Genomic DNA, 18,586 nt, shown 5'->3' with positions numbered 1-18,586 from the left:
GCGCCACATCCGCTCGGACTGTGCCGTCTTGTCGCCTCTCGTCCGGCGCGCCCGCGCCACAACCGCTCGGTCCGCAACCTCATGCCGATTCCTCCCCGCCCGGCACGCCCTCGCTCTGCCCCGCGCGCAGCGCCGAGAGGTGCGCGACCAGGGTGTCGATCGTGATCAGCCCCGCGTACGCGCCGCGGGTGCCGGTCACGACCGCGTTCGCGGTGCTCTCGGCCAGCAGGGCGGCCAAGGCCTCCTGCAACGTCGATCGCAGCGAAACCCCCTTGCCCACCGTGGTTCCCACGGTGTGTAGCGATTTCGCGTGTTCGAGCTGGGCGCGCGTGACCCATCGCAGTGGGCGACGGTCGGCGTCTACGATGAGGCCGAAGTCGCCATGCTGCTCGGTCAGCGCTTTCCGCAGGGATTCGGTCGAGTCATCCTCCGTCGCGGTCGGGCAGTCGCCGAGCTCGACGTCTCCGACCCGGGTCAGGGTGAGGCGTTTGAGGGCGGCGTCCGCGCCGGCGAATCCGGCCACGGTCGCGTCGGCGGGATCGGCGAGGACGGCGGCCGGGGTGTCGTATTGCAGGATGCGGGATCCGTTGCCCAACACTGCGATCCGGTCGCCGAGCTTGACCGCCTCGTTGAAGTCGTGGGTGACGAAGACGATCGTCTTGCGCAGTTCCGCTTGCAGGCGCAGTAATTCGTCCTGCAGCAGTCCGCGTGTGATCGGGTCGACCGCGCCGAAGGGTTCGTCCATGAGCAGCACCGGAGGATCGGCGGCGAGAGCGCGTGCGACCCCGACCCGCTGCTGCTGGCCGCCGGAGAGCTGGCGCGGGTAGCGCCCGCGGAAGGTGCCCGGGTCGAGGCCGACCAGCGCGAGCATCTCGTCGACCCGGTCCGCGACCCGCTTGCGGTCCCAGCCCATCAGGCCGGGCACTGTCGCCACATTCTTGGCCACCGTGAGGTGCGGGAACAGCCCGGCCTGCTGGATGGAATACCCGATGCCGCGGCGCAATCGGTCCGGGTTCTCCGCCATCACATCGCGCCCGCCGATGGTGATGGTGCCCGCGCTGGGCTCGATGAGCCGGTTGATCATGCGCAGCGTGGTGGTCTTGCCGCAGCCGGAAGGCCCGACCAGCACCACGATCTCACCGGCGGGAATCGTCATGGACACGCTGTCGACCGCCGGATCATCCTGTCCCGGATAGCGTTTGGTGACCGAGTCGAGCACGATCTCGACACCGGAGACGGCGGCGGTCTCGTTATCGGGCACGGCTACCTCCGGGTGTGGTCAGTCGTCCGAGCAGGACCAGCAGGGCGTCGAGCACCAGCGCCAGCACCACGATCAACACCGTGCCGGTCAACGCCTGCGGCACCGCGGTCGGCGTGCCCAGCCGCTCCAGCCCGGAGAAGATGAGATTGCCCAGCCCGGGGCCCTTCGCGTAGGCCGCGATGGCCAGAATTCCCATGATCAACTGGGTGCTCACCCGCATCCCGGCGAGAATCGCGGGCCATGCGAGGGGCAGTTCGATGCCGGTCAGCACCCGCAGCCGGTTCATACCCACGCCGCGCGCGGCATCGGTCACGGCCGGGTCCACCGAGGACAGCCCGACGATCGTATTGCGCAGGATCGGCAGCAGCGCGTACAGCACCAGCGCGGTCACCGTGGGCGGAACCCCGAGCCCCAGAACGGGAATCAGGATGCCCAGCAGGGCGAAGGAAGGAATGGTCAGAATGATGCTGGCGGCAGCGGTGGCGGCCGCCGACCCCAACGGGCTGCGGTACACCAGCACGCCGATGATCACCGAGACGAGCGAGGCGATCAGCACCGATTGCACGACCGCCGAGACATGCAGGTAGGAGTCCGTCAGCAGCTGCTGACGATGGTCCGCGACATAGGTCCACAACGTGTCCAGTGCGCTGCCCTCCCACTGGGTTCCGCTGTGAGCCTACCGGCAAGTGGGCTTACGGCGGGGCGGTTCGGCCCGCGCTCATCCTTGCGCGAGGGAGTGAAAAACGTTGGCGGTGCGCGTATGTGAGGCCGCGCAATAGACGATGATCCGCTGGTCGGTATCGGAAATGTGCAGCACCTGGCACTGGAAATCGAGCGGCCCGAATTCGGGATGGCGGATCCGCTTGCGGTGGGTGCGGCGGACTTCCACGTCATGGGTGGACCACATATCGGCGAATCGCTTGGAGGTGCCGAGCAGTTCGGTCACCAGGCCCGCCAGCGCCGCATTCCCGGGATAGCGGGCATAGGCGGCGCGCAGATCGGCGACGATGGCGCGCGCGAAATCCCGGGTATCGGCGTCGGACCATTGCGGATGGTCCGCGGCCTCCCGGAACATCCAGCGCACCATGTTCCGTTCATGATCGGGAACGGTGTCGAGATCACCGATGAACGGCCCGGCCGCCCGATTCCACGCCAGCACCTCATAAGTCGCATCGACGACGTAAGCGGGCGTCGATAGGTTATCGAGAATAGTCCGAACCGACTGCTGCACAGTACGATTCGGCCCCGTCACCACCGGCGGATTCTCCCCCGCCATCCGGAACAGGTAATCCCGCTCGTCCACCGTGAGCATGAGCGCCCGCGACAACGCCGCCAGCACCTGCCGCGACGGCTTCGACCCCCGCGCCTGTTCCATGCGTATGTAGTAATCCACCGAGATCCCGGCCAGCTGCGCCACCTCCTGACGACGCAATCCCGGCGCCCGGCGGTTGAGTCCATTGGGCAAGCCGACATCACCGGGTGTCAGCCGATTCCGGCGAGCCCTCAAAAAGGCCGCGAGTTCGTTCTTGTCAGCCATGACTCCAGTGTGGCCGCTGTCCCGAATTTTGGGTGGTACAACCTGGTCCTCCCGCAGAATCCCCAGCGAGGCGATGCTTTTCGCATGAGCAGAACAGCATTCATCACCGGAGCCAACAAGGGCATCGGATTCGAGACCGCACGGCAGCTGGGCGCGCGCGGCATGACCGTCCTCGTCGGCGCGCGGGATCCCGGGCTCGGGCAGGCCGCCGCGGAGAAGCTGCGGGCCGAGGGCGCGGACGCGCATTTCATCCAGATCGACGTCAGTGACGAGGAATCCGTCGGGCGGGCCGCGGCGCGGATCGAGGCGGAATTCGGTCGGCTCGACGTGCTCGTCAACAATGCCGCCATCGGTGGCGGTCTCGAGGGTGACGGGAAGCCGTCTTCGGGAACCGTCGCCACGCTGCGGCAGGTGTACGAGACCAATGTGTTCGGCCTGGTGGCCGTCACCAATGCGCTGCTGCCGCTGCTGCGGCGCGCCGAAGCCGGACGAATTGTGAACGTGTCCAGCGAGGTCGGCTCGCTGGCCGGGCGCACGAACCCCAACAGCCCACTGTCGCAAATGGTTTCGGCGATCCCGTACACCTCGTCCAAGACCGCTGTGAACATGGTGACGGTCCTGTACGCGATGGAACTGAAGGACACCCCGATCAAGGTGAACGCCGCCAACCCCGGCTACACCGCCACCGACCTCAACGGCAACAGCGGATTCCGCACCGCGGAGCAGGGCGCGGAACCCAGCGTCCACCTCGCCACCCTGCCCGCGGACGGGCCGACGGGGACGTTTTACGGCCACATCTGGGGCAAGGAGGAGTACGGGACCATCGAGTGGTGAGAATGGGCCTGAGCCTACATTTTCGGCCCGCCACAGGCAGTTTCCTGCCCGCAGGCGGCGGAAAATGTAGGAATAGGCCCATCCGACCTACCAGCCATCCCACGACGGATCGCCCCACGCCACAGGTCTCGAATGTGATAAACCGTCAATCCGACTGAACAGTTCGACCCGAGGACAACCCGACATGTGGCAGTACGAACACAGTGCCGAAACCACCGTCCCCCGAGAAGCCCTGTGGCGCAGCTGGTCCGACCCGAATCGCTGGCCCGAATGGAATCCCGGCATCGAATCCTTCGAGCTGGACGGGCCTTTCGCGCCCGGCACCACCTTCCGGATGACGTCGCCGGACGGTGACACCGTAGAACTCCGCTTCGTCGAGATCATCGACGGCGAACTGTGGAGCGACCTGTTCGTCGGCGACGGCCTCGAGGTCCTCACCCAGCATCGACTGGACGCCCTGCCTTCCGGTGCCACGCGGGTCGTCTACCGCACCGAGATCACCGGCCCCGCGGCCGACACCCTCGGCCCCGAGATCGGCCCCCAGATCACCGCGGATTTCCCCGAGGTGGTCGCCGGCCTCATCAAACACGCCCAGGGCTAGCCCAAACCCCTTGAGCCGGCCCAAACCCCAGGGCTAGGCCAGTACTCCGGTGCGCCGCTCGCGCAGCAGCAGGAGTGAGTACGCGGCGATCGACTGGGCATCGACGATCACGCCCTCGGTGATCATGTCCTCGAGCTGATCCCGTGAGAACCAGGCGGATTCCATATCCCGCTCGGACCACTCCCGCTCATGCGCACCTTCGGTCAATCCGGTGGCAAGCACGACGTGACCGTATTGCGTGCTGGTCGCCGGTGCCGGCGACACCTTCCCCAGCAGGGTCAGCCGCTCCGCCCGCAGCCCGGTCTCCTCCCGCAGTTCCTGCCGAGCCACCGCGATCGGATCGAACTCCTCCCCCGCGACGGCCCCGCCCGGAAACTCCCAGCACCGCCGCCCCAGCGGATACCGATACTGCTCAACCAGATGAAACCGCTCCCCATCCCACGGAATCACCACCGCGAAGTCCGCCTTCCGAATGAAGGCGTATATCGACTCCTCCCCATCCCCCTGCCGAACCACGTCCTCCCGCAGCGTGATCCACCGATTCGAGTAGATCTCCCGACTCCCGACCGTCTCCATGCCCCGATCCTGCCCCACTCACCCCACGATCGACCAAGATCAGGGAGCTGTCAGCGTGAATTTTTGCCCGAATCACCGCACTGACAGCTCCCTGATCTTGACGAGACCGCGCGGGTGCCCCGCTGGGCGGTGCGGGCTGGGCGAGCGGCCTCTGGGCACCGGCCCTGGCGACAGGGCCCTAGGAATCGCAGTGGTTAGCAGTGGCAGATAGCGCGCCATGGATTCGCCGCGGGCTAGGGCGGCAGGCGGGGCCCTACGAATCGCTGCGGGCTAGGAGTGGCGGGCGGGAGAGAGGGCGTGGCGGGCTTCCATGAGGGCGAAGCCGAGGAGGTTTTCGCCTCGCCATTGGGAAGGGTCGGCGGCGGCGGGGTTTTCGGCGCCGAGGCCGATGCCCCAGATGGTGTCGCGGGGGGGCGGCTTCGACGAGGATCTTGTCGGCGGTGGCGAGGAGGAAGTCGCGGAGTACGTCGTGCTGGCCGAATTTGGCGATGGAGCCGCGCAGGACGATGTCGAAGCGGTGGGCTTCCCAGGTGTCCTGGTCGAAGCCGGAGATGGCGCGGCCCAGGCGTTTCGCATCGGCGGGGGTGTCGGCGGCGAGGACACGGGTGCGCATGGGCTCGTCACCGAAGAGGCGGGCCTTCTCGGCCATCATGAAATGCTCGGCGCTGCGGTAGGTCTGACCGTCGACAGTGAATTCGACCGGCCACCACTGGCTGAGCACCCACTTGCCCACCTCGTGACCCGGGGTGCGCGTATGACCCCAGAAGAACAGAAACTCCGGTCTAGCCCCGTCCGCCATCTCAGCTGTCAGCTGCGCCCTGTCCACGTCGCCAGACCCTAGCCGACCCAGATGACAAGGTCGCGTCCTTATCCCGCCACGCCGCCCCGACGCGCCGCCACACCGTACAACTCGCGCCAAACTTCGCACGAGCCCGCCCTCCGCCGCACCCATCGCAACGTCGCGAGCCCCGCATTCCGCCGCACCTGTCGCAACCTCGCTAGCCCGGCATTCCGCCACACCACGCGACAATCGCGCGAGGCCGCCGCCATATCGCGCAACGCGGCCAATTTCGGCGCGATTCTCTGACCTCGCCGGATCGGAGCCTCGGCCGACTTCGTCGGTGGCAGTGATCAACTCGACAGGGCGCGGAGCTGGTTCATGATTTCGGCGGGTGGGTGGTCGTGGACTCGGTAGCGGGGTGGGTCGTAGTCGGGGGCGGGGTCGAGGGGGACGAGGCGGGTGACGTGGTCCCAGGCGACTCGGAAGACGTCGCCGTCGTGGGCGACGAAGCAGATGTAGTGGGCCCGGGGTAGGAGGTTGGGGGTGCCGTCGGGCCAGGAGGTCATGGTGGTCTCGGTGCCGTCGGGGTTGCGGAGGTGTAGGAGCTCCGGGATGCCGGTCTCGTCCTCGCGTTCGGCGCGCAGCCGCTCGGTCTGCGCGCGGTAGGCGCTGACGGCCAGCTGGATTTCGGCGTGGCGGACCGCGGTGTAGGCCGGATGGTCCGAATCGACCTGGTACGGGACGAGTTCCCCGTCGTCGTCGATGGTGTAGGGAACGGTGGACAGCGGCCGCAGCGCCGCCTCGTACCGCTCCTCGGCCAGGTGCATGAGCTGCACCAGTATCTCGGGGGTCGCACCGAGCACCACGAACATGCCCAGGTGCCCGGGTAGGAAAAGCAATGGGCGCGTTCCACTTCGAACCGCCGCGCCCGCCAGCCACCCCGCCATCAGCGGCAGCGACCCGACGTAGCTCTCCCCGTCGTCATCGGCGAACTCCAGCACCCGCACCCCGTTCACCGGCTCGAACGCGTCCATGGTGTTCATGGCAAGCTCGGCGAGGTTGGCGTGCGCGATGGAGTACACCGTCTCAGCGTCCACGCCCCAGCGCGAAAGATCCCGCCTGGTCACGAATTGCACGGTGCTGGGCAGATCGATGACCACCAATTCCGACAGATACGGCAGAGCGGGCCGCGCCAGCACCAGATCGCGCCCGTCGACCCCGTCGAGCTTCGTCGCCCCGTACCCGGCCTTGCGCAGCACTGGCCGCAGTCTGGGCGCCACCTGCTCCCACCCGGCGGGCGCGTCCGGCGGCAACAACAATGCGTCGACGGCCTCGAACAACCCCGCACCGATCTTCCCGTCGAACCGCCGATACAGCGTGTCCAGGTTCAGCTTCGCCGCATACCCGTTCTTCAGCAGGTACGCGATCTCATACGCCTCGGCATCGAATCGCGCGGACTCCACGGCGTCGTACCCCAGCACCTGTTCCAACACCTTCTTGCCGAACCGATTTCGCCCCGACCCGAACACCCCGCCCAGGAAACTCATGGCGCGGACTCTACGCCCGACCGGTGACAATCGTCGCCCGCAAATTCCCAGGGAACCCATGCGCCACAACCGAAAACACGCTGTTCACACGGTGTCCACACGGTGCCCAATGAGACGGCTGTCCAAGTACGAGCACAATGCGCGTGACTATGGTTAGCTGTAGCGCCATGAGCACGCCCGTCTCCACCCACCCCGACGAATATCTGCCCCGCGACACCGCGGATGTGGTTCGGACCGTTCGGGATTCGCGACGTTCCACGAAACCGCTGATCATCCGGGGTGGGGAACGGCCGGACGAGGAGTTCGGGCTGCCGGATCAGGGCAGCGTGCTGAGCCTGCGCAAGATGAACCGGGTGCAGGTGGTGGACGCGGATGCCCGGACGGTGCGGGTGCAGGCGGGGGCGCGCCTCTACGACATCGACCGGACCCTCGGCGCGCACGGGCTCGGGCTGCCCATCGTCGGCGACCACCGGGACATCACAGCGGGCGGATTCGCGGCGGTGGGCGGGCTGTCGGCGGCGTCGCACCGCTACGGCATGTTCAGCGACAATGTGGTCGAGCTCGAATACGTCGATCAGGACGGGCGATTCGGCACCTGCGGGCGCACCCATCACGCCGAGCGCTTCCGCCGGATCCTGGGCGGCGGCGGGCGCACCGGGATCATCACCGCGCTGACGCTCGAGGTGACCGGCATCGACAAGGACCGCACCTGGCTCACCACCGACGCGCACCGCTTCCTGGACTTCGACACCTGGGTGGAGCACTCCTACAAGGAGATTCAGTCGCCGGGCGACTCGCTGCTGCAGGTGGGCCGCTGGGTCGACACCGCACCCCTGAAGGTGGCCCGACCGGTCGGTACCGGCACCGTGCAGCTGGGCACCGTGCGCTTCGGCCAGTGGTCGAGCCTGCACCCCACCACCCCCAACCTCTCGCTGCGCGCCCGCCGCGAGGTCGGCGCCCGCGCCCGAAAGTCGCTGGGCGCCATCGCCGCGTCGGCGGGCGGCCGCGCGGGCATGCCCGTCCGCAATGCCGCCGCGGGCGCGCTCATGTTCGCTCCGAAGGTGCTGACCCTGCGCGATGCGGAGTACCTGGCCGATACCGTCATCTCCTCCTCGGAGCGCGGACCGGCCTACCGCGTGTCCGTTTTCGCCCCGTTGTCGAACTATGCCCGGGTGTTCCACGGCCTGCACGACCTGTTCGCCGGACACCGCGAGCGGACCGGCTGCTTCACCGTCATCTCGGCCATGACCTATGGCGTTCGGTCCCGCTACCTGCGCGAACTCGATGACGAGGACCACGGCTTCATCACGTTCACCTGTCGTTTGCGGCCGGCCGCGCTGCCCTCGGAACTGTTGCGCGACATCGTTTCCGGAATCGACGAGATCTGTCTCGCCGAACGCGCCCGGCGTTATGACCCGACCGAATAGAATGTGTTCCGCCGCACTGCCAGCTATCGGTTAGCAGCCGAGTTCTCTTCTCCAACAGCACGGCTTCTCGACTCGAACAGCACTGGCGGCGCGGCGGTATCGGTGCTGTCGGCGGGGCACTGATGCATGGTTCATGCTCAATCCTCAGATGAAGGTTGCCTGTCCCATGATCGAATTCCGTGCTGCCCGCCGCCCCCGCTCCGCCGGATCCCTCGCGGGGGAACTACCGATATCGGGCAAACGCATTGTCGTCACCGACGCCACCTCCGATATCGGGCGGGAAACCGCGCGACTACTGGGGTTTCACGGCGCCGAGGTAATCCTGATCGCGCGCAACGGCTCTCAGCTGGTCGAGGAGTGCGCCACCATCATCGAGGCCGGGGGTCGCGCGCACTGGTTCCGCTGCGACATCTCCGCCCTCGGCGATGTGGATCAGCTGGTCGAATGGCTGCTCACCGAATTCGACGCCATCGACGTGCTGGTCAACAACACCGGCCGCCCCACCCGCCGTCCGGTCCTGCAGTCGCTGGACCGTTTCCGCGACTACCAGCGCATGATGTCGGCCTACTACTTCGGCCCGCTGCGCCTGACCCTGGGCCTGCTCCCCGCCATGCTCGCCGGCGGCGCGGGCCACGTCGTCAATGTCGGCCCCTGGAGCGCGGCCACCGGCGCGGCCCCCAATTTCGCCTCCTACGCGGCCGCCCAGGCCGCCTGGACCACCTTCGGCCAATGCGCCGACGCGGAGCTCTCCCCGCGCGGCATCCACGTCACCACGGTCCAATACCCGGCCTTCAAACTCGACGCCGAATCACCCACGTACCGAACCGAATCCCCCACCCTCGACCCCGCCGAGGCCGCCCGCTGGATCGAAACGGCCATCCGCACCCGGCCCGCTCAAGTCCAGCCCCGCTTCCCCCGCGCCCTCCTCGGCTTGGCCACCATGGCTCCCCGCACCACGCGCCTCAAGCACGCTCTGGGCATCTGAGCATCCACCCCGTCATCCCGGCATGCTGTTGGCCGGGATCCACAGCGGGGCAGAGTGGATTCCGGCCAAAAGCGCGCCGGAATGACGCGCGGTATCCGATGAGGGGAAGGTGGGCCGCCCGGAGGACGTTCGGACGGCCCACCTTTCGAAACCCCCTCCCCCACAGGATCATTCCCGGCCGGACCGTCGGCCGGTGATGCGCGGCAGCGGGTTCGGCGATCCGGACCTCCGGAGGCGCTGATCCCCCACCCCTCCCGCCAGCCCGTGCCCGCTGCCCTCGCAGCGGGCACGGGTCAATAGCAAAGCGCCCCACCCGGAAACGGATGGGGCGCTTCGGAACGTGCTACGTCAGTGCTTTTCCGGTCCCAGGTGGTACTCGAACACGAGCCCGCCCGCGGCGACCAGGATGCAGATGACGCCGATGGCGATCAGCCAGTACTGGAAGAACGCGAAGCCCAGCGCGGCAATCGAGCCGGAGCCCGCGAGCAGGATGGGCCAGAACGAGCCGGGCGAGAAGAAGCCCAGGTCGCCGGCGCCGTCGACGATCTCCGCCTCTTCGTAGTCCTCGGGACGCAGGTCCAGACGACGGGCGACGAAGCGGAAGTAGGTGGCCACGATCAGGGCCAGCCCCGCCGACAGCACGATGGCGGTGGTACCCGCCCACTCGACGCCGGTGCGCGAGCGGCCGGTGAAGTAGCCGTAGACCACGGCCACGATCACGAAGAAGACCGTGATCAGTTCGAAGATGCGAGCTTCGACCTTCATGTCAGTTCATCCTCACTTGGCGTCGGCGAGTTCGTTACCGCGCGCCTTGCGGTCGGTGTTGAACGGCTTGGTGGAGGTCGCCACCGGCGACTGGCCGATGCTGGCCAGCGCCTCGGCGTTGGTCTTGTGGTCCTTGACCCGCGCGTCCATGTACTTCTTGAAGGCGTCCGGGGACACCACGCGGATCTCGAAGTTCATCATCGAGTGGAAGGTGCCGCACATCTCGGCGCAACGGCCGACGAACGCGCCTTCCTTCTCGATCTTGGTGACCTGGAAGACGTTGTCGGAGTTGTTCTGCTTCGGGTTCGGCATCACGTCGCGCTTGAACAGGAACTCCGGCACCCAGAAGGAGTGGATGACGTCCGCGGCGGCCAGCTGGAATTCGATGTTCTTGCCCGACGGCAGGACCAGGACCGGGACCTCGTTGGAGGTGCCGACGGTCTCGACCTTGTCGTAGTGCAGGTAGGAGATGTCATTGGCGGGCAGGCCGTTGTTCGGGCCCGGCTGCGGGTGGCCATCCTTGGTCGCTTCCTTGTAGCGCTCCTGGATGTCCTTGTTCATGTCCTGACGCTCGTGGTCGACGCCGTCGTAGACGTAGCCGTCCTTCATGTCGACATGCTGGTAGCCGAACTTCCAGTTCCACTGGAAGGCGGTCACGTCGATGGTGACGTCCGGGTCGGCGACCTTCTCGTGCACGTAGTTCTGCACGACCACGGTGAAGTAGAACAGCACCGCGATGATCACGAACGGGATCGCGGTGTAGCTCAGCTCCAGCGGCACGTTGTAACCGGTCTGCCGGGGGAACTCCGGGGAGTCGGCCTTCTTGCGGTGGAACGCGATCGTCCAGAAGGTCAGGCCCCAGACCAGCACGCCCATCGCGAGGGCGGCGAGCACGGACCAGGTCCACAGCTCACGCATCTTGGTGGCCTGCGGCGTGATGCCCGAGGGCCAGCCGAATCGAAGCCAAACGTTGTCGATCGAGCAGCCGGAGACGAGCATCGCGGTCATCCCCAAGGACACCGCCAGCCCGGCCCGCCGAAGGATGCGGCCCCGCCGACCCCGGGCGGGTCGTGCCCCAATCGCCTCGCTCGTCTTGTGCGCCACGCTCAACGCCTTCCTGGTCGTCATTTCGACACCGCGCCGCCCGGGCTCCCTTCCGCCGGGCGACACATCTTCAGCACAGTTTGGGGGCTCGGGGAGGGTACACGCGAACGCGTAACCGACCCTGAGAGTTTCCCAAGTACTACGCAGCGTAGACCAAGAAACGCCCCCCGTTGTGATCGGGTCCGGTTCGACACTCCGGAAACCTCATAAGCACTGGATACGGCCTCTGGCGGCGGGATCTGCCCGGGTACGGCATACTCGGGCAGTAGGTTTCGCGTCGCGCGCCCGTGCGGGTGCGCCCCCAATCCTTTGATTCCGGAAAGAGGTTCTTGCCGCAGTGTGTGGACTGCTCGGATTCCTGACAGCTAGCACGGCTACAACCCCGGACGGGCGGACGGTCGAAACCACGGCGGCGCAGGTGTACGAGGCGCTGCACTGCCAGCGTCATCGCGGCCCCGACGAGCGTGGGACCTGGACCGACGACCGCATGATCTTCGGCTTCAACCGCCTGTCGATCATCGATATCGAGCATTCGCACCAGCCGCTGCGCTGGGGTCCGCCGGAGAACCCCGAGCGGTACGCCATGACCTTCAACGGCGAGATCTACAACTATCTCGAGCTGCGCGCCGAGTTGAGGGAAGCGCACGAGGCCGAATTCGGCGATCAGCCGATGTTCCGCACCGAGGGTGACGGCGAGGCCATCGTGGCCGCCTTCCACTACTGGGGCGCCAAGGCCCCGAGCCGGCTGCGCGGCATGTTCGCCTTCGCCATCTGGGATACCGAGCTGAACAAGCTGTTCCTGGCGCGCGACCCGTTCGGCATCAAGCCGCTGTTCATCGCCACCGGCGAGGGCGGCACCGCGTTCTCCAGCGAGAAGAAGTCCCTGCTGGGTCTGCTTCCGGCGCTGGAGCTTTCCGACGAACTCGACCCGCGCGCGCTCGAGCACTACACCGTGCTGCAGTACGTGCCCGAGGCCGAGACGCTGCACAAGAACGTGCGCCGACTCGAATCCGGTTGCTACGCCTGGGTCGAGCCGGGCGAGGCCCCGCGGGTGACCCGCTACTTCAACCCGCAGTTCCGGGTGCAGAAGTTCACGCCGGGTTCGGAGGCCAAGCGCTACAAGGAGATCGCCGAGGCGCTCGAGGACTCCGTCGCCAAGCACATGCGCGCGGATGTGACCGTCGGCGCGTTCCTGTCCGGCGGCATCGACTCCACCGCCACCGCGGCCCTGGCCATCCGGCACAACCCGAACCTGCTGACCTTCACCTCGGCGTTCGAGCGACAGGGTTACTCGGAGGCCGATGTGGCCGCCGAGACCGCCGCGGCCATCGGTGCCAAGCATTACGTGCGCATGGTCTCGCCCGAGGAGTACGCGGCCGCGATCCCCGAGATCGTCTGGTACCTCGACGAACCCGTCGCCGACCCGGCGCTGGTGCCGCTGTACTTCGTGGCCAAGGAGGCCCGCAAGCACGTCAAGGTGGTGCTCTCGGGCGAGGGCGCGGACGAGCTCTTCGGCGGTTACACGATCTACCGGGAACCGCTGTCGCTCAAGCCCTTCGAGTACCTGCCCAAGGGGCTGCGCAAGCTGGCGGGCAAGCTGTCGGACCGCATTCCCGAGGGCACCCGCGGCAAGAGCCTGCTGCAGCGTGGTTCGCTCACCCTGGAGGAGCGCTACTACGGCAATGCCCGCAGCTTCAATGACGCCCAATTGCGTTCGGTGCTGCGGGAATTCCGCCCCGAGTGGACGCATCAGGACGTCACCGCGCCGATCTACGCCATGCAGGGCTACGACTGGGATCCGGTGGCGCGCATGCAGCACCTGGACCTGTTCACCTGGCTGCGCGGCGACATCCTGGTCAAGGCCGACAAGATGACCATGGCCAACTCGCTGGAATTGCGCGTCCCGTTCCTCGACCCCGAGGTCTACAAGGTCGCGGAGAAGATCCCGTTCGACCAGAAGATCACCAAGGACACCACCAAATACGCCCTGCGCCAGGCATTGACCGACATCGTGCCGCCGCACGTGCTCAACCGCGCCAAGCTGGGCTTCCCGGTGCCGCTGCGGCACTGGCTGCGCGGTCCGGAACTCTACGACTGGGCCCGCGCCCAGATCACCGAGTCGGGCACCGACCACCTGCTCAACAAGCAGGCCATCCTGGCCATGCTCGACGCCCACCGCACCGGCCCGGTCGACCACAGCCGCCGCCTGTGGACCCTGATCGTCTTCATGATCTGGCACGGCATCTTCGTCGAGAACCGCATCAAGCCGGAGATCCAGGAACCGACCTACCCGGTCAACCTCTGATCGCAGCCGTTCCGAGAGCCGTCCCCGTGAATTCGGGGGCGGCTCTCGCCGTTTCCGACGGCTGACCCCTCAGATGCCGAGTCTTTCGACGCACCCCCGCTACGGTTGCTATGCGTTAGCTACTACGCTTGCAGCGACACTGCAATAAGGTGGGTGTCGGGTGACGGACGGCCGGAAGGCCGCCGCGTCGCCCCGATCGGAAAGGATTCGGCATCAATGGATTTCCCGTCTCCGCGTAACGTGTCCCGCCGTCAGGCCCTCGGATTGAGCGCGGCCGTGGCCGCCGCCATCGGGTTGGCGGCCTGCGGCAAGTCGAGCAGCAGCTCCACCGCGACCAGCACGACTCCGGCGTCCACCGATCCCAAGGCCGTGGCCGCGGACGCCTACGTGTTCGGGTTCCCGCTGGTGCTGATGGACGTCACCCGCGAAACGGGCGGTCCCGCCAATCAATTCGTGCACCAGAATCCGCCGACGCCCAGCGAGAAGCAGGTGGTGCGGCTCAATCTCGACACGCTGTACTCGCAGGCGTGGCTGGATCTGCGGGCGGAGCCGATGGTGGTACAGGTGCCGGAGATCGAGGCCGGGCGGTACTGGCTCATGCAGTTCATGGATGCGTGGACGAATACCGTGCACGATCCGAGCAGCACGAATCCGCGCGTCGTGAAGGGCGATGCCACGCCGCCGTACACCTATCTGATCACCGGGCCGGGGTGGCAGGGCAGCGTGCCCGCGGGGATGACACGGCTGGCCATGCCGACGGGCACCACCTGGCTGCTCGGCCGGATCGAATACAAGGGCGACAACGACATTCAGAACGTGCGGGCGCTGCAGGAGCGGCTGAAGCTGGCCCCGCTCAGTGTCTGGAACGCCGACCCCGCTGCTGTGCAGGGCGGACCGGGCGCGCAGCCCGCAGGCGGCGGCTCACCCGCCCAGATGGTGGCGCAAATGGACGGCCCCACCTTCTTCAACCGGATGTGCGCGGTAATGGCGCTCAACCCGCCCGCGCCCGAGGACGCGGACGCCGTGAAGCGCTTCGCCACCATCGGCATCACCGCGGGCGGGAATGTCTCCACCGCCCCCGCCGACATGCTCACGGCCGCGGCCACCGAGGCCCGCAAGGGCATTGCCGGCTACCGGGATCCCAAGGCCCAGAACCAGAACGGCTGGACCTTCGATCTCAATGTCGGCAGCTACGGCACGAACTATCCTCTGCGCGCGCAGGTCGCGGCCGTCGGTCTGGGCGCGAACCTGCCCCGGGACGCGGTGTATCCGACCGTCAACGCGAATGCCGAGGGCGGCAGTCGATTCCGGGTGACCTTCGCCAAGGATCAACTGCCGCCCGTCGGAGCGTTCTGGTCGCTCACCGCATACGACGCCCAGTCCTATCTGGTGCAGAACCCGGCGGGCATCTACTCGGTGGGTCACCTGGTCCCGCTCGCCCCGGGCCCGGACGGCACGGTCGAGATCGCCGTCCAGAGTGCCGATCCCGGCCCGAGCGTGCCCGCCGGGCACTGGCTGCCGATCCCGGAATCCGGCCAGTTCTCCCTCACCCTTCGGCTGTACGCCCCGAAAGACACTGTGCTGAACGGGAAGTGGCAGGTGCCGAAGCTGGAGAAGCTGTCCTGATCCGGCACCCGCCCGGCCGCGGCGTCAGCGCCGCGGCCTGTCGTCAGCGCCGCAGCACCCGGCGGGCCAGCCAGTTCCCCAGGAACTGAATGCCCTGCACCCCGGCGATGATGATCAGCGTCGCCACCAGCGTGACCTGCCAGTCGAACCGCTGATACCCGTACACCAGCGCGAAGTCGCCGAGCCCGCCGCCGCCGACCGTGCCCGCCATCGCGGACATGTCGACAATGGCGATCACCACGAAGGTGTAGCCGAGTACCAAGGGGCCCAACGCTTCCGGGATCAGCAGCGTGAGAATGATGCGCAGCGGCCCGGCGCCCATCGCCCGGGCCGCCTCGATCACCCCCGGATCGACGGTCACCAGATTCTGCTCGACGATCCGCGCGATCCCGAAGGACGCGGCCACGATCATGACGAACGCCGCCGCATCGGTGCCGATCGTCGTCCCGATCACCTTCAGCGTCACCGGCCCCAGCGCGGCCAGCAGAATGATGAACGGAATCGGCCGCACCACATTCACCAGCACGTTCAGCACCACATTGATGGGCGCGTTGGCCAGCAATCCGCCCTTCCGGGTGGTGTACAGCAACGTCCCCAACGCCAACCCGATGGTCCCGCCCACCACGAAGGTCAGCAGCACCAGGTAGATCGTGGTGCCGACAGCCTCACCGAGCACCGGCCGCAGCCGCTCCCAATCCGTATGCACGGCAGCCAGATTGCTCACGGTGTGATTCACGCGCTCCTCCGATCGCCCTCGGCCGCCGCCGCGACCTCCGCGGCCACCACATCGGCAGCCCCGGCACGACCAGCTGCCTCCACTGTGCCCACCGCGTCGGTCGCGGGTACCGAGCCCGCCGATTCGGCCACCGCCGCTGCCTGGCTCTCGATCTCCGGCGCGGGCACCTGGTGCGTGGCCCCGTCGGGGCCACCGGTGCGCTGATCGCGCTCGGCCGCCACCGTCGCGGAAACCCCGCTCTCAACCTCCGATTCCTCGGTAGCGGTCGCCACCGCTGTCGCCTCGGAACTGCCCCCGGGTGTCGGCGTGGCGCGCTCGGCCAGCCGCTCGGCCGCCCGTCGCACCGCATCGTCCGGGCCGGTGAGGGCCAGGGTGAGGCTGCCGAAGGTTTTTGTCCTGCAGGGCGCTTACGCCGCCGAAAACGATTTCGACCGAAACTCCCTCGGCTACAGCGGCGGTCAGGGCCGGGCCGATGCCGTTCTCGTCGTCGACGGCGACCGTGACCAGGTGACCGGCGTGCCGCTCCCCCAGGCGATCCAGTTCCTCGGCGGTCGGGCGGTTGTGCAGGACCGTCTCCACGAAGGATCGGGTGGGTACGGCTGTCGGGGCGGCGAAGACGTCGAAGGTGCTGGCCAGTTCGACGATTCGGCCCTCCGCCAGCACCGCGACGCGATCGGCCACCTCGCGGATGACATCCATCTCGTGGGTGATGACGATGATGGTGACGCCGAGTTCGCGGTTGATCTTCTTCAGCAGCCGCAGCACTTCACCGGTGGTTTCCGGGTCGAGGGCCGAGGTGGCCTCGTCGGCGAGCAGCAGGGACGGCGAGGTGGCCAGCGCGCGGGCGATGCCGACGCGCTGCTTCTGCCCGCCCGACAGCTGGTCCGGGTAGCTGCGCGCCTTGTCCGAAAGGCCCACGAACTCCAGCAGTTCGGCCACGCGCGCCTTGCGCCGCGCACGTGGCCAGCCCGCCACTTTCAGCGGGTACTCGATATTGCCCGCGGCGGTGCGCGAGCGGAACAGGTTGAACTGCTGGAAGATCATGCCGATATCGCGGCGCAGCTGCCGCACCCGGGACTCCGGGACCCCGGTGATGGGGTCGCCGGAGATCAGCACGGTTCCGTCGGTCGGCTTCTCCAGCGCGTTGATCAGCCGCACCAGCGTGGACTTGCCCGCGCCGGAATAGCCGATCACGCCGAAGATCTCGCCCTTCTCGATGCGCAGGTCGATGCCGTCGAGCGCGGTGTGCCGCTGTTTCCCGGTGCGGAAAACCTTGGTCACCGCGCGGAATTCGACGGCCGCGACCTCGCTCACTTGGTGTCGCGGATGGTCTGCTGCACCCGCGCCAGGATCGGCTCCAGCTCCGGCCCGGACTTCTTCACCTCGAGCGCGGTGCCCTTGGAGTCCTCCTGCACCGACTTCTGCACCTCCGCGCCGTGGAAGATCTCCACCAGCTTCAGGTAGGTGGCATTGTTCTTGTCCGCCGCGCGCGTGACGAACGCGTTGATGTACGGCTGGGCGCCCGGGTTGGCCGGATCATCCTTGTACAGCGCGGATTTCGGGTCGATGCCGGACTTGAGCAGGAAGGTGTTGTTGACGACCGAGCCGTCCACCGACTCCAGCGACAGCGCCGTCTGCGCCGCGTCGACCGGGGTCACCTTGACCTTGGACGCGCCCTTGTCGATATCGGCCGGGGTCGGCTGGTTGACATTGTCCTTGAGCTTCAGCAGCCCGGCCGCCTGCAGCACGAACAGCGCCCGCGCCTGATTGGTCGGATCGTTCGGCACCGCGATCTCGCCGCCGTTCGGAATCTCGCCGACGGTCTTGTGCTTCTTGGAGTACAGCCCCAGCGGCACGATCTGCGTCGCCCCGATGGGCGTCAGATCCTGGTTGTTGGCCACGTTGTACTGGCCCAGGAACTGCAGGTGCTGGAACAGATTCACATCGATCTGCTTCTGCGCCAACGCGGTATTGGGCTGCGAGTAGTCCGAGTAGTGCACGATGTTGAGGTTGATGCCCTGCTTCTTGGCCTCGTCCTTGAAGACGTCCCAGTGCGGGTCGGACTCGGTGGTGCCGATGCGGACGGTATTGCCGCCGGCGGAGTCATCGCTGCTGCCGCAGGCCGTGAGGGTGAGGCTCGCGACGGCTGCTACCAGGACCGGGATCGCCAGTACCCGATTGAATTTCACTCGTGCTCCCGCATTCTTGAACTGCTTGGTGACTGTGTTCTCCGAAGAGAATCGAACCCGGCCATGCAACCGTGCGGGCAATCGGCGGGCAATGATTGCGATCCCGGGGAGCCAAACGGTTCCGGACGGCACGAAATCTCACCTACGGTGCGTGAAATGCGAAAACTGCGCCGTTTCCTGGTGATTCCGGTCTTGCTCTCGCTGGCCCTGACGGCCGCCTGTGGCAAGGAACACCACGATGATGTGGTGCGTATCGGTGTGAACGACATCGCTCTGCCGCACTGGGACGTGTTCAAGAAGAAGGCCGCCGAC

17 protein-coding genes and 1 pseudogene are annotated in these 18,586 nt (G+C 67.2%); 6 read left to right on the top strand and 12 right to left on the bottom strand.

The annotated features are described in order from the left end of the window. Positions 1–79 precede the first annotated feature (79 nt). The 3 genes from ON43_RS11565 to ON43_RS11555 all read right to left on the bottom strand — a co-directional run bounded on the left by ON43_RS11565 (position 80) and on the right by ON43_RS11555 (position 2,798). Positions 80–1,261: an ABC transporter ATP-binding protein gene (locus ON43_RS11565; RefSeq protein WP_040806726.1), complete on the bottom strand. Its 1,182-nt coding sequence runs from the start codon at positions 1,259–1,261 to the stop codon at positions 80–82. Continuing rightward, positions 1,251–1,904 (bottom strand): ABC transporter permease, encoded by a 654-nt coding sequence (locus ON43_RS11560; protein WP_040806724.1) that lies wholly within the window; start codon positions 1,902–1,904, stop codon positions 1,251–1,253. Before ON43_RS11560 ends, ON43_RS11565 begins: the two co-directional genes overlap by 11 nt. 75 nt (positions 1,905–1,979) lie before the next feature. Continuing rightward, a complete protein-coding gene (locus ON43_RS11555) occupies positions 1,980–2,798 on the bottom strand; it encodes a helix-turn-helix transcriptional regulator (RefSeq protein WP_040806723.1) in 819 nt (272 codons plus the stop codon). A gap of 84 nt (positions 2,799–2,882) precedes the next feature. Here ON43_RS11555 and ON43_RS11550 point away from each other — a divergent pair, with 84 nt between their 5' ends. Together ON43_RS11550 and ON43_RS11545 are read left to right on the top strand one after the other, a co-directional pair. Beyond that, positions 2,883–3,632: an SDR family oxidoreductase gene (locus ON43_RS11550; RefSeq protein WP_040806721.1), complete on the top strand. Its 750-nt coding sequence runs from the start codon at positions 2,883–2,885 to the stop codon at positions 3,630–3,632. Positions 3,633–3,816: 184 nt separating this feature from the next. Next, positions 3,817–4,233, top strand: a complete 417-nt coding sequence (locus ON43_RS11545; protein ID WP_040806718.1) for an SRPBCC family protein — start codon at positions 3,817–3,819, stop codon at positions 4,231–4,233. A gap of 33 nt (positions 4,234–4,266) precedes the next feature. Here ON43_RS11545 and ON43_RS11540 read toward each other — a convergent pair whose 3' ends face one another. The 3 genes from ON43_RS11540 to ON43_RS11530 all read right to left on the bottom strand — a co-directional run bounded on the left by ON43_RS11540 (position 4,267) and on the right by ON43_RS11530 (position 7,137). After that, on the bottom strand, positions 4,267–4,809 hold the full coding sequence (locus ON43_RS11540; RefSeq protein WP_040806716.1) for an NUDIX domain-containing protein: 543 nt from the start codon (positions 4,807–4,809) through the stop codon (positions 4,267–4,269). A gap of 253 nt (positions 4,810–5,062) precedes the next feature. Continuing rightward, a complete protein-coding gene (ybiA, locus tag ON43_RS47340) occupies positions 5,063–5,635 on the bottom strand; it encodes a riboflavin biosynthesis intermediates N-glycosidase (protein WP_444543740.1) in 573 nt (190 codons plus the stop codon). Positions 5,636–5,940: 305 nt separating this feature from the next. Beyond that, the gene (locus tag ON43_RS11530; RefSeq protein ID WP_040806714.1) at positions 5,941–7,137 is read right to left on the bottom strand and encodes a DUF1444 domain-containing protein; all 1,197 of its coding nucleotides are present in this window, start codon (positions 7,135–7,137) and stop codon (positions 5,941–5,943) included. 167 nt (positions 7,138–7,304) lie between these two features. Between ON43_RS11530 and ON43_RS11525 the strand changes: the two genes are divergently transcribed. Together ON43_RS11525 and ON43_RS11520 are read left to right on the top strand one after the other, a co-directional pair. Further along, positions 7,305–8,564: an FAD-binding oxidoreductase gene (locus tag ON43_RS11525; protein ID WP_040806713.1), complete on the top strand. Its 1,260-nt coding sequence runs from the start codon at positions 7,305–7,307 to the stop codon at positions 8,562–8,564. A 166-nt stretch (positions 8,565–8,730) separates the two neighbouring features. Then, positions 8,731–9,549, top strand: coding sequence for an SDR family NAD(P)-dependent oxidoreductase (locus ON43_RS11520; RefSeq protein WP_167333430.1), 819 nt, complete (start codon positions 8,731–8,733; stop codon positions 9,547–9,549). Between the two features lie 348 nt (positions 9,550–9,897). Here the strand turns inward: ON43_RS11520 and ON43_RS11515 are convergent, their stop codons facing one another. Both ON43_RS11515 and ctaC read right to left on the bottom strand, forming a co-directional pair. Next, on the bottom strand, positions 9,898–10,314 hold the full coding sequence (locus ON43_RS11515) for a cytochrome c oxidase subunit 4 (RefSeq protein WP_040806711.1): 417 nt from the start codon (positions 10,312–10,314) through the stop codon (positions 9,898–9,900). Positions 10,315–10,326: 12 nt separating this feature from the next. Next, positions 10,327–11,442, bottom strand: a complete 1,116-nt coding sequence (gene ctaC, locus ON43_RS11510) for an aa3-type cytochrome oxidase subunit II (RefSeq protein WP_083913331.1) — start codon at positions 11,440–11,442, stop codon at positions 10,327–10,329. Between the two features lie 313 nt (positions 11,443–11,755). On the opposite strand from ctaC, the gene asnB reads away from it, so the two are divergent. Together asnB and ON43_RS11500 are read left to right on the top strand one after the other, a co-directional pair. Further along, positions 11,756–13,723: an asparagine synthase (glutamine-hydrolyzing) gene (gene asnB, locus ON43_RS11505; RefSeq protein WP_040806710.1), complete on the top strand. Its 1,968-nt coding sequence runs from the start codon at positions 11,756–11,758 to the stop codon at positions 13,721–13,723. Between the two features lie 216 nt (positions 13,724–13,939). Further along, a complete protein-coding gene (locus tag ON43_RS11500; RefSeq protein ID WP_040806707.1) occupies positions 13,940–15,349 on the top strand; it encodes a DUF1254 domain-containing protein in 1,410 nt (469 codons plus the stop codon). A 43-nt stretch (positions 15,350–15,392) separates the two neighbouring features. On the opposite strand, the gene ON43_RS11495 is transcribed toward ON43_RS11500, so the two are convergent. From ON43_RS11495 to ON43_RS11485, 4 genes and pseudogenes are all read right to left on the bottom strand, one after another. After that, on the bottom strand, positions 15,393–16,055 hold the full coding sequence (locus tag ON43_RS11495) for a methionine ABC transporter permease (protein ID WP_040806784.1): 663 nt from the start codon (positions 16,053–16,055) through the stop codon (positions 15,393–15,395). Positions 16,056–16,081: 26 nt separating this feature from the next. Beyond that, a complete protein-coding gene (locus ON43_RS45525; RefSeq protein WP_167333429.1) occupies positions 16,082–16,357 on the bottom strand; it encodes a hypothetical protein in 276 nt (91 codons plus the stop codon). A 33-nt stretch (positions 16,358–16,390) separates the two neighbouring features. Further along, a pseudogene (locus tag ON43_RS11490) lies at positions 16,391–17,399 on the bottom strand (methionine ABC transporter ATP-binding protein); the annotation flags it as partial. Beyond that, entirely contained in the window at positions 17,396–18,274 is an 879-nt protein-coding gene (locus tag ON43_RS11485; protein WP_040806782.1) for a MetQ/NlpA family ABC transporter substrate-binding protein, read from the bottom strand. The pseudogene ON43_RS11490 and the gene ON43_RS11485, both read right to left, overlap by 4 nt. Positions 18,275–18,586 lie beyond the last annotated feature (312 nt).

Source organism: Nocardia concava NBRC 100430, from assembly GCF_000308815.1.
Classification (GTDB): Bacteria; Actinomycetota; Actinomycetes; order Mycobacteriales; family Mycobacteriaceae; genus Nocardia; species Nocardia concava.
This window is presented reverse-complemented; position numbering and strand designations above follow the sequence as displayed.